The organism is Gelidibacter sp. F63206 (assembly GCF_023015735.1).
In genome coordinates, this window is the sequence record NZ_JALKAU010000077.1 from 21,895 (window position 1) to 32,767 (window position 10,873).

Consider the following 10,873-nt stretch of genomic DNA (forward strand, 5'->3'; position numbering starts at 1 on the left):
TAGAAATGAAAACCCTTTTTTCTTTAAAAACTATTTTTGGCTTTGCCCTTATTGGGCTATTTATGACGCCTACAGCGAATGCCCAAATATGGAAAAAAATACAAAAAAGTGCCGAACGAACCGTCGAACGAAAATTAGAGAGGAAAACTGAAAAAGAAACCGGCAAGATGATGGACTCCATACTGGATCCAAGTCAAAAGCCACCGTCCAATGAATCGCCTTCAAATGAATCGCCTTCAAATGAATCAGACCACTCCGTTAACAATCAATCAACCAGTGGCGACAGCAATTCCCAGACCTCAAAAACCGCCAATAAAAAAAATATCTCAGACGGCCTTGAGGTGTACAGCAAATACGATTTTGTGCCCGGGGACAAGGTGTTGTTCTATGACGACTTTTCACAGGATTTTATTGGTGACTTCCCGTCAAAATGGAATACCAATGGTTCAGGTGAAGTGGTGAAAATAAATAATGTGGAAGGCAATTGGTTTGAACTAAATTCAGGACATTCCGTTTTCTATATTCCTGATGTAAAAGACCTGCCAGAGGATTATACGATTGAGTTCGATATCGTCACCCAAGGTTTCAGTCAAAATACTTCTTCCAGTTCCTATCTGCAAATCTCTTTAACTGATTCAGATGCTCTACGGAAGTACTCAGACAATTATATTCAAAGCTCATTATCACTATGCCAATATAACACCTACGGCATTCACTCCACAAATATTTTCAATAACAAAAGTGGTGGCATTGACAGTAAAGTTGCAGCCGATATTAGAGAAGCCTTACTTAATCAACCTCATATCGCCATTGCGGTCACCAGAAATCGTTACCGACTTTGGGTCAATGAAACAAAATACTTAGACATCCCACGAATGGTTGCAGAATTGAATGTATTAAAACATTTAAAGTTCAATGTGAAAGGTCTTAAAGAGGGCGAAGAGCGACTATTTATTAGCAATCTTAAGGTTGCGGACGGCGGGGAAGACTTACGAAGGAAATTATTGTCTGAAGGTAAAATTTCTACCAACGGTATCCTTTTTGACTCCGGTTCGGCCAATATAAAACCGCAATCCTTGGGGATCGTATTACAGGTTTCGCAAGTATTATTACAAGATGAAAATATGAAACTCACCATTGTTGGCCATACCGATGCTGATGGCAACAGTGATGCCAATATGACTTTATCAAAACAGCGGGCTGAGTCTGTCAAAAATGCTTTGATAAATCTTTACAACATTTCACCAGACCGACTCCAAACGGACGGCAAAGGCGCGAATGCCCCAGTAGCCGACAACGCCACCCCCGATGGCAAAGCGCAAAATAGACGTGTCGAATTTATCAAAATTTAGTATTAAGTAAATCTCCATGTTTTTTAAAACGTCAAGGAAAATCCTTGGCGTTTTCTATTTGTATTCAGTCAAAATTATGTAGTATTGCAGACTTCAAAATGCAAAGATTCTGACATGATCAAACGTACCAAGGCCTCTATTTCAAAAGCAATCCTCCACAAGGTTGGCAACAAGTTTAACAGTACTAAAAACGCCTTTTCTGAACAGGAGCTGGATTTCGACGAAGTCAGTTACGACTTGATGCTGGGCTATTTACTGCGTCCTTTTGGAAGTTTGGTAGAGAGCTATCGGTTCAATCACCACTCCAACATTAACCTGAACGAAATCAACACTTACGCGACCCAGCTGTTTGCCGACGAAAGCAACTTTATAGAAATTTCAAAACATGTGGTCACCCACTTGTTTGAGCAAAGTAATTCGTCCCAAATAAAGACGGGAGACGTATTGGTATGTGTTTTCGAGGACATTCAATATGACGATATGTTTGTCAAAGCTATCGGCATCTTCAAAATTGAAAATAGAGCAGAATTCTTCCAAACCTATTTGGAAAACAACAGCTATGATCTTATCACCCAAAAAGGAATTCCAACGAAAAAAGTGGATAAAGGCTGCCTTATATTAAACACTTCAGATACAGAAGGCAATATCATACTGAGCGTTGATAACAATTCGTACGACACCCAATATTGGATCAAGCACTTTCTCAACATAAAGTATCCCGATGACCACAACCAACACACCAAAAATTACATTGAACTCTGTAGGGATTTTTCTGAAGATGTTTTAAAACCGAGCTTAGGAATTCAGGAAAAAAGCACGTTTTTGGCCAAGACCATCGATTATTTCAAGGAAAACGAAGTGATCAACGTTGAAAACTTTAAAGATGATGTTTTTGAAGATGATAAGTACAAAGATCTTTTTGAGGATTATAAAAAAGGTTTCGAAACCGATCGCGCATTGATCATCCGCAACCAGTTTGATGTTTCCGAAAATGTTCTAAAAAAACAAAGACAGAAGATTAAGACGGAAATTAAATTGGACACCAATATACAGATCAAATTAGATGTTGACGCTCCTGATGCTTCTGCTGAATATTTGGAACGCGGCTACGACGACATTAAAAAAATGCATTATTACAAGGTGTTTTTTAATGAGGAAAGCTAACAGGATTTACGATTTTTTAAAAAAAAAGTGAATTTCTTGCAGACCAAGATCCTATTCAGTGATATTTCCTTTGATATTTTCTATGTCAGAATGGCGATGGACATATTTATGGATCCGGATCAATCTATTAAGATAAAATGCCTCAAAAACGGTCCATATTCCTGCAATTAACATAGGAATGATGGCTATCAACATCATAAACCAGTTTTTTTCTTCCCTAAATATATACATAATATAAATCATGAAAAAAGAGAGCAGGATATAAACCATTCCGAAAGCGATATTTAAAATCCATAACAACAGATCTACGCTTGGCAATTCGTCGTCTTTTCTGACCAATCTGTAAAAGCTTTTGGTTTTAAAGTGAAAAATAAAACTGCCGATCCCCAAAACCGTCATTCCAATCGGAATCCACATTGAGGTTTCAAATTTCAGTTCTTCATACATCAAGACATAAGAGATCAGTCCCCCAGGAAACAAGCCCAAGGGCACAACTAAAACCAATAAAATGATCTTTTGGAGGTGTCCCATATCTACAATACGCTCTTTTTATAATGAGGCACGGCATCAAACAGGGCTATAAAATGCTTTAAGAGTTTTGCTTTTAATTCTGATTCATCCACCTTATCAATACCTAATTCTACATTCAATGAGGTAACGGCTTTGCCACGAATACCACACGGAATGATATTGTCAAAATAGCCCAAATCGGCATTTACGTTCAACGCAAATCCGTGCATCGTCACCCATCTGCTCGCCCTGACACCCATGGCGCAAATCTTCCGTGCAAACGGCGTTCCCACACCTAACCAAACACCAGTTTCTCCCGGACTTCGTTCAGCTTTTAACCCGTATTCCGTCAAGGTCAAAATGATCATTTCCTCAAGTAATCGCAAGTATTTATGAATATCGGTAAAAAAGTTCTCCAGATCCAAAATCGGGTAACCCACAATTTGCCCTGGACCGTGATAGGTTATGTCTCCTCCCCGGTTAATTTTATAAAAAGTGGCGCCTTTTTGGGCCAGTTGCTCTTCATTCAATAACAGATGTGAGAAATCACCACTTTTACCCAAGGTATATACATGTGGATGTTCTACAAACAAAAAATAGTTCTGTGTCTCTAAGTTGCTATCCTCTCTTCTATTCTTAATTTTTGTATCTATAACAGACTTAAACAATCCCTCTTGATAATCCCACGTCGATTTATAATCATTATGACCTAAATCTTGAACTTCAACAATTTTATTCATGCCAACAAATTTAAACTATTTTGGATGGATGATGGGTAACGGATCTTCAAAAAAGATGTTCCAATTGAATTTATTGATTCCCATCTCACGCCAGTTGGTCCCTCAAAGAACAACGAATAGAGCTCAAAACATGCGGTTGAAAAGGACGGGGCACAAAAATAGGTATAGCGTATATACTCCATGGATAGTGTATGGATAGTGTATGGATAGTGTATGGATGATGTATGAATATGATCTTATAATTCTATGGTTTATAAGAGTTATTTGTCATATAAAAAATAGAGGCGATTATCAAGCTATAACCACCTCATAAATGAACGAATCATCATTGACCGCCGCTGAGACTGAAGACCGCCATCTAAAAACTACCGCTTCGGGTTGTTCAAGATGACCAAGGCCGCAATAACTCCAGGGACCCATCCACAGAGCCACAATAAAAAGACAATAACAATAGAGCCACATCCCCGGTCAAGAACAGCCAAAGGTGGACAAATTATAGAAAGAATGACCCTCCAAATACTCATGATTATATTGATTTTTGATGATTGATAAACCTTCCGTTAAGATGGTGTACCAATAAGACGCTTAAACTTAAGGTTTGTTACGGAATTCTACTTATAAACAGTCTTTTTATAAGTTGAAGGAAATGCAAAAACCATTAAAAAATTGAAAAGCACTGCTAAAATCAAACAACTTCACCATTTATTAAAATCTTTCTCTGAATAAACCACCAAAAAGCCAATCTATCCATGAAAGAAGGAGGTTTATTTTTTAAAAAAGTGTAATTTTGCACATTAAAATTTAACAGCATGCAACTTTCAGAACAAGAACTCATTCGAAGAGAGAAATTAGTCGTATTACGTGACATGGGCATTAATCCATATCCAGCCGATTTATATCCTGTAAACCATACGTCCAAACAGGTGAAAGAGCAATTTGAAGAAGGCAAGAAAGTTGTCATTGCTGGTCGATTGATGTCCGTAAGAGTTCAAGGGAAAGCAAGCTTTGCCCAGATACAGGATTCTGAAGGCAGAATCCAAGCGTATTTCAACAGAGATGAAATCTGTCCTGGTGACGATAAAACCTTGTACAACGAAGTATTTAAAAAACTATTGGACTTTGGTGATTTCATCGGGATTGAAGGGGAATTATTTACAACTCAAGTCGGCGAAAAAACAGTAAAAGTCAAACATTTTACTTTATTGAGTAAATCTCTAAAACCCTTGCCACTGCCAAAGGAAAAGGATGGTGTGATCTATGATGCATTTACAGATCCTGAGCAACGCTACAGACAACGTTATGCCGATTTGGTGGTCAATCCTCAGGTTAAAAAGGTATTTATCAAACGTACCAAGTTATACAATGCCATGCGTCAGTTTTTTAATGATGCTGGCTACTTTGAGGTAGAAACTCCTATTTTGCAACCCATCCCAGGAGGTGCAGCTGCGCGTCCGTTTGTAACGCACCACAATAGTTTGGATATTCCGTTATACATGCGAATTGCCAACGAACTTTACCTGAAACGTCTTATTGTTGGAGGTTTTGACGGCGTTTATGAGTTTTCAAAGAATTTCAGAAACGAAGGCATGGACCGTACCCATAATCCGGAGTTTACAGCGATGGAAATCTATGTGTCCTACAAAGACTACAATTGGATGATGAATTTTTGTGAGCAATTGTTAGAACATTGCGCCATTGCCGTAAATGGTTCCACCGAAGCAACTTTTGGCGAGCACAAGATCGATTTCAAAGCACCATATGCCCGTGTCACCATGACAGATTCCATTAAGCATTTTACCGGCTTTGATATTACCGGAAAATCTGAAGATGACATCAGAAAAGCGGCTCAAGATATGGGCATTGCCGTGGATGAAACAATGGGTAAAGGGAAATTGATCGATGAAATTTTTGGCGAAAAGTGCGAAGGCAATTATATCCAACCCACATTCATTACGGATTATCCAAAGGAAATGAGTCCGTTATGCAAGGAACATCGCGACAATCCGGAACTTACTGAGCGTTTTGAATTGATGGTCTGCGGTAAGGAAATCGCCAATGCCTATTCTGAACTGAACGACCCTATTGACCAACGTGAGCGTTTTGAACATCAAATGGAATTGGCTCAAAAAGGGGATGACGAAGCTACTGAGATGATTGATTACGATTTCTTACGGGCCTTAGAATACGGAATGCCTCCAACATCAGGAATGGGCATAGGTATGGATCGTCTTATCATGTATTTAACCAATAACCAATCCATACAGGAAGTGTTGTTCTTCCCTCAAATGAAGCCAGAAAAGAAGGCTGTAGCAATGACGGATGAAGAAAAAGCGGTGCTGACCCTTTTAAAGTCTAATGCGCCAATCGATTTAAACACCTTAAAAGCCCAATCAGGATTGAGCAACAAAAAGTGGGATGCAACTATAAAAGGCCTGACAAAAAACAAACTTGCCAAAGTGGATAAAACTGAAGCCGGTTTATTTGTAGATATCATCTAATATCATGATGAAAATTTTTGTAATATTAAGAGCATGTGCATTGTTTGCATATGCTTTTTTATTACTTGTACATTTTATCCTAAAGGATCATTTCCAATTTCTTCAAATTATTTTCTATGCCTTTCCCCTGCCTATTATAATTTTTATTGGAAGTATTATTACCATTTTATTCTACAGGTCAAAAGCATATTTTATCTTTTTAATCTGCCTCATAATAGTACTTAATATTGCATGGTTCCGCAATGCTTATATTTTCCCAAGACATGTTGAAATACCAGAAGATGCCACTTCCGTTATTTTTTGGAATGCTGCGGATAAACCCACAATCCCCATGGCTATACTTTCAAAAAACATCAATAAAATTCAGCCTGACATTATCGCTCTTGTTGAAACAGAACACGCCACCCAAGAAGACATTGTTCAGCTCTCAGAGGAATTCCCGGCATATGAATTTCGAATTCTTGATGGCTATATGATGATTGGAGTTAAAGGCCATATCAAAAACATAACTTATGTCATTGAAGAATATAGCCATGACATAAATTTTGTGGAGATGGAGATTGCCAATGGCCCCTTATTAGTTGCGCTTACGGACACTTTTCAAAAACCAACAATGGATAAACGAAAAACTTTAGGAACGGTATTGCAATTAGTTTCCGAAAGAAATGTAGATCTTATTGTCGGCGATTTCAACACACCGTATGAAAGTGTTCATTTCAGAAATTTCGAAACCGATTACAATAGCTTCCATGATTACGGACAGGGATTTAGTGCCACTTGGCCCTTTGGAATTCCCTTGCTTGAGATTGATCAAATTTATACCGTCAAAACGCTAAGTCCCATCCTACTTCAAAAGTTTTATTACAACGTTTCTGACCACGCCATGCTGGTAGGATATTTTAAATAAGATATTAAAAATTAGGTTTTTATAGGTTTTTTTTGGTTACATAACGATTTTATCGAAAGAATGCCATGATTTTTATTAAATTCACAATCCGCTATTAATCAGCTTCTACACACCAAAATGAAGAACGTTTTATTCTTATCCGCAATATTATTGCTACAATTCTCATGTCAAAAAAACGAAGACGACATGATCCAAATATGTGCAATACCAGCAAATTTATCTGAAACCAATATTAGCCACAACAGCGTCACACTTTCTTGGGATGATACCAACAACTCTGGAAATTATGAAATTCAGTTTGGGACTTCCAATTTCACTTTAGGTTCAGGAACCATCTTAAACTCAGATAAAAAAAGTATAACCATTTCCAATCTTGAGCCAAATACCAGTTACGACTATTACGTTCTTTCCCTCTGTGATGTGAACAATTCGAGTATGGTATCTTCCGTCAAAACATTCACTACTGCTACCCCTCCGGTGTCTACAGAATTTAGGGCAACTTTATCAGAGATGAATCTCTATATAGGTCAATTAAAGAACTTGGAACCCAATAACAAGACATTTGAATACGAACTGACCTCATCATTGTTTACTGATTACGCATATAAACAACGTTTAATTGCATTGCCTCCCGGAACATCTATGACTTTTACCGGCAACGGGCTTCCAGATTTTCCTGATGATACGGTCATTTCAAAAACCTTTTATTACAATACGGATGACAGAAACGAAAGTGCAGGAAAAACGATTATAGAAACACGTTTGCTGATTCTTAAAAATGGCATCTGGGAAATGGCAAATTACAAATGGAACAGTGAACAAACTGAGGCCACTTTAGATTATGAAGGCGGCAATATTGCTATTAATTATATAAATATTGATGGCGACTCCAAAAATGTAAACTATAAGATCCCTACTAATCAAGATTGTTTCACTTGCCATACCAATGCAGATGTTGTGTACCCTATTGGCCCTAAATTGCGCAGCATGAATTTTATTGTAAATGGTGTTAATCAGCTACAACAACTAACCAATCGTGACTTGTTAACCGGACTCAATGATCCTGCTACCGTTGCCGTATTACCCAATTGGCAAGACCAATCAAATACTCTAAATCAACGCGCCAGAGCCTATTTTGATATTAACTGTGCACATTGTCATTCTTCTGGTGGTAGTTGTGACGATCGCAGTGCTTTAGAACTGAAATACGAAACAGAATTTGAAAACACCGGAATAACTATATCAAAAGGTGCAATTAAAGGCTATACAAGTTTTTATAATCCTGGAGTAAGCATGCCTCTAATTGGTACTTCTATGGTCCACCAAGAGGGCTATGCGCTAATTGAAGCTTACGTCAATTCTTTGTGAACATCCAATTAATTAATGATTCTGTAGTCTTATCACCAAGACATTCTTTTTTGATCCCAAGCACAAGCGGTTTTCAATAGTTAAATAAATATTAAAATATATTGTAAAACCCTCTGAATGATAGGTATTCCTTATTTTCACTTTTTTAATTTTTAAACTCCTAACATTTTGAAAAAAATCTCCATTAGTGTGATGTTTTTGGCGTCCTTTTTTTTAGTTGCATCATGTTCAACTTCCAAGAAAGCATCCAAATCAGCACCATCTAGTAGTGCCGCTTCAGACGCCGCTAAAAAACCTGGAAAAAATGACATCCAGCCGTATAACAAAGTCATTACTAAAGATGCTGTAAGTGATCCAGGATTGTTTACGGTCCACAAAATAGACGAGACTTACTTTTATGAAATTCCCGATTCACTTTTTGAACGCGAAATGCTGAAAGTAACCCGTATCGCCAAAACAGCCAGTGGCTTAGGTTTTGGTGGTGGCAAACAAGACGAGCAAGTGTTGCGTTGGCAAAAGAAAGGCAAAAGAGTCTTACTCCGCATGGTTTCACACAACGTCGTTGCCAATGACACATTACCAGTTCACGAAGCGGTCGTGAATTCCAACTTTGAACCTGTACTATTCAGCTTTCCTATAAAAGCTTTTGGTAAAGATTCGTTGACTACCGTAATTGATGTTACCGATTTATTTAATAAAGATGTTAAGCCTTTAGGTCTACCTGACCGAAGTAGAAAACAATATAAAGTAACCCGTTTAGACTCAGACCTCTCGTATATTGAGAGTATTAAAAGTTACCCATTGAATATTGAAACACGCCATGTAAAAACCTACAATGCTAGTGAACCCCCTTCCAATGCAACCAGTGGTGCTATTTCCATAGAGCTCAACAACTCCATGATCCTATTACCTAAAGTACCGATGAAACGTAGAATATTTGATCAACGTGTCGGCTGGTTTACAAGTGGACAAATAGATTACGGTTTGGATGCCCATGAGAGCAAGAGAGTCACCTATTTGGATAGATGGCGTCTTGAAGTTAAGGATGAAGACATTGAGAAATTTAAGCGTGGTGAATTGGTAGAGCCTAAAAAACAAATTGTCTACTATATTGACAGGGCGACTCCTGAACAATGGCGTAAATACATCAAGGAGGGTATTGAAGATTGGCAAGTGGCTTTTGAAGCTGCCGGATTTAAAAATGCAATTATAGCCAAAGATCCACCTACAATTGAAGAGGATCCAGATTGGAGTCCTGAAGATGCGCGTTATTCTGTAGTGCGTTATTTAGCTTCGCCGATCCCAAATGCCAATGGCCCGCACGTAAGCGACCCTAGAAGTGGCGAAATAATAGAAAGCGATATCAACTGGTACCATAACGTTATGACCTTGTTGCGCAACTGGTTTTTTGTACAAACGGCAGCCATCAATCCTGAGGCACAAAGTGTGAGATTTAAAGATGAAATCATGGGACGATTGATTCGCTTTGTGTCGTCGCACGAAGTAGGACATACTTTAGGCTTACCCCACAATATGGGAAGTAGCTCCGCTTATAAAGTGGACGACTTGCGTGATCCAGAATTCACTAAAAAATATGGAACTGCTCCATCCATTATGGACTATGCGCGTTTTAATTATGTAGCACAACCAGGTGATGAAGGTGTTGCCTTAATGCCAAACATTGGGGTGTATGACAAATATGCCATCTCTTGGGGTTACCGTCCTATTTTGGATGCCGAAACACCAGAAGACGAAAAGAAAACCTTAGATAGCTGGATTCTAAAGCATGCTGGAGATCCAATGTATCGTTTTGGAAGACAGCAAAGTGGTGGAGTCATTGACCCTAGCTCGCAAACTGAAGATTTGGGTGATGATGCGATGAAAGCGAGTGCCTACGGCATTGCCAACTTAAAACGTATCGTTCCAAACCTCATCAAATGGACTGCTGAAGATGGCAAGGATTATAATGATTTAGGAACCATGTACGGCGAAGTGTTGGGCCAATACAATCGCTATATGGGACACGTCACTGCGAACATTGGTGGAGTCTATGAAATTTATAAAACCTACGATCAAGAAGGAGACGTTTATACGCATGTTGACAAGGCTAAACAAAAAGAGGCTTTACAATTTCTTCAAAAAGAATTGTTCACCACTCCAGAATGGCTTTTGGACAATGATATTTTCAATAAGATTGAATTTGATGGTAGCTTAGAGCGCATTCGCAGCACGCAGACCAGAACACTTGATAATATTCTTGATTTTGGTAGAATGCAGCGTATGAGTGAAAATGAAACGATCAACGGAAAAGATGCTTATGGTTTATTAGCCATG

Annotated in this window: 9 protein-coding genes; 6 read left to right on the plus strand and 3 right to left on the minus strand. The window is 38.4% G+C overall.

The window, feature by feature from the left end:
* The first annotated feature begins 5 nt into the window (after positions 1-5).
* A complete protein-coding gene (locus MWU32_RS04280; protein WP_246938100.1) occupies positions 6-1,352 on the plus strand; it encodes an OmpA family protein in 1,347 nt (448 codons plus the stop codon).
* Between the two features lie 114 nt (positions 1,353-1,466).
* Positions 1,467-2,516: a nucleoid-associated protein gene (locus MWU32_RS04285; protein WP_246938102.1), complete on the plus strand. Its 1,050-nt coding sequence runs from the start codon at positions 1,467-1,469 to the stop codon at positions 2,514-2,516.
* A 51-nt stretch (positions 2,517-2,567) separates the two neighbouring features.
* Here MWU32_RS04285 and MWU32_RS04290 read toward each other — a convergent pair whose 3' ends face one another.
* The 3 genes from MWU32_RS04290 to MWU32_RS04300 all read right to left on the minus strand — a co-directional run bounded on the left by MWU32_RS04290 (position 2,568) and on the right by MWU32_RS04300 (position 4,290).
* The gene (locus tag MWU32_RS04290; RefSeq protein WP_246938104.1) at positions 2,568-3,047 is read right to left on the minus strand and encodes a hypothetical protein; all 480 of its coding nucleotides are present in this window, start codon (positions 3,045-3,047) and stop codon (positions 2,568-2,570) included.
* 2 nt (positions 3,048-3,049) lie between these two features.
* Positions 3,050-3,766 carry a lipoyl(octanoyl) transferase LipB gene (gene lipB / locus MWU32_RS04295; protein ID WP_246938106.1) on the minus strand — a complete coding sequence of 239 codons (717 nt, stop codon included), beginning with the start codon at positions 3,764-3,766 and terminating at the stop codon, positions 3,050-3,052.
* Between the two features lie 365 nt (positions 3,767-4,131).
* Complete coding sequence (locus MWU32_RS04300) at positions 4,132-4,290, minus strand: YqaE/Pmp3 family membrane protein (RefSeq protein WP_182206343.1); 159 nt, start codon at positions 4,288-4,290, stop codon at positions 4,132-4,134.
* A 285-nt stretch (positions 4,291-4,575) separates the two neighbouring features.
* Here MWU32_RS04300 and lysS point away from each other — a divergent pair, with 285 nt between their 5' ends.
* The 4 genes from lysS to MWU32_RS04320 form a co-directional block, all read left to right on the plus strand.
* Positions 4,576-6,264 (plus strand): lysine--tRNA ligase, encoded by a 1,689-nt coding sequence (gene lysS / locus MWU32_RS04305; protein ID WP_246938108.1) that lies wholly within the window; start codon positions 4,576-4,578, stop codon positions 6,262-6,264.
* Between the two features lie 331 nt (positions 6,265-6,595).
* Positions 6,596-7,171 carry an endonuclease/exonuclease/phosphatase family protein gene (locus MWU32_RS04310; RefSeq protein ID WP_246938110.1) on the plus strand — a complete coding sequence of 192 codons (576 nt, stop codon included), beginning with the start codon at positions 6,596-6,598 and terminating at the stop codon, positions 7,169-7,171.
* Positions 7,172-7,357: 186 nt separating this feature from the next.
* On the plus strand, positions 7,358-8,539 hold the full coding sequence (locus tag MWU32_RS04315; RefSeq protein WP_246938112.1) for a fibronectin type III domain-containing protein: 1,182 nt from the start codon (positions 7,358-7,360) through the stop codon (positions 8,537-8,539).
* A gap of 192 nt (positions 8,540-8,731) precedes the next feature.
* On the plus strand, positions 8,732-10,873 hold a 2,142-nt coding region (locus MWU32_RS04320), incomplete at its 3' end, for a zinc-dependent metalloprotease (protein WP_246938113.1).

What these genes read in the sequence shown, in the direction of transcription:
- MWU32_RS04280 (WP_246938100.1), top strand. Translation starts at nt 6, where the DNA reads ATGAAAACCCTTTTTTCTTTAAAAACTATTTTTGGCTTTGCCCTTATT.
- MWU32_RS04285 (WP_246938102.1), top strand. Translation starts at nt 1,467, where the DNA reads ATGATCAAACGTACCAAGGCCTCTATTTCAAAAGCAATCCTCCACAAG.
- MWU32_RS04290 (WP_246938104.1), bottom strand. Translation starts at nt 3,047, where the DNA reads ATGGGACACCTCCAAAAGATCATTTTATTGGTTTTAGTTGTGCCCTTG.
- lipB (WP_246938106.1), bottom strand. Translation starts at nt 3,766, where the DNA reads ATGAATAAAATTGTTGAAGTTCAAGATTTAGGTCATAATGATTATAAA.
- MWU32_RS04300 (WP_182206343.1), bottom strand. Translation starts at nt 4,290, where the DNA reads ATGAGTATTTGGAGGGTCATTCTTTCTATAATTTGTCCACCTTTGGCT.
- lysS (WP_246938108.1), top strand. Translation starts at nt 4,576, where the DNA reads ATGCAACTTTCAGAACAAGAACTCATTCGAAGAGAGAAATTAGTCGTA.
- MWU32_RS04310 (WP_246938110.1), top strand. Translation starts at nt 6,596, where the DNA reads ATGGCTATACTTTCAAAAAACATCAATAAAATTCAGCCTGACATTATC.
- MWU32_RS04315 (WP_246938112.1), top strand. Translation starts at nt 7,358, where the DNA reads ATGATCCAAATATGTGCAATACCAGCAAATTTATCTGAAACCAATATT.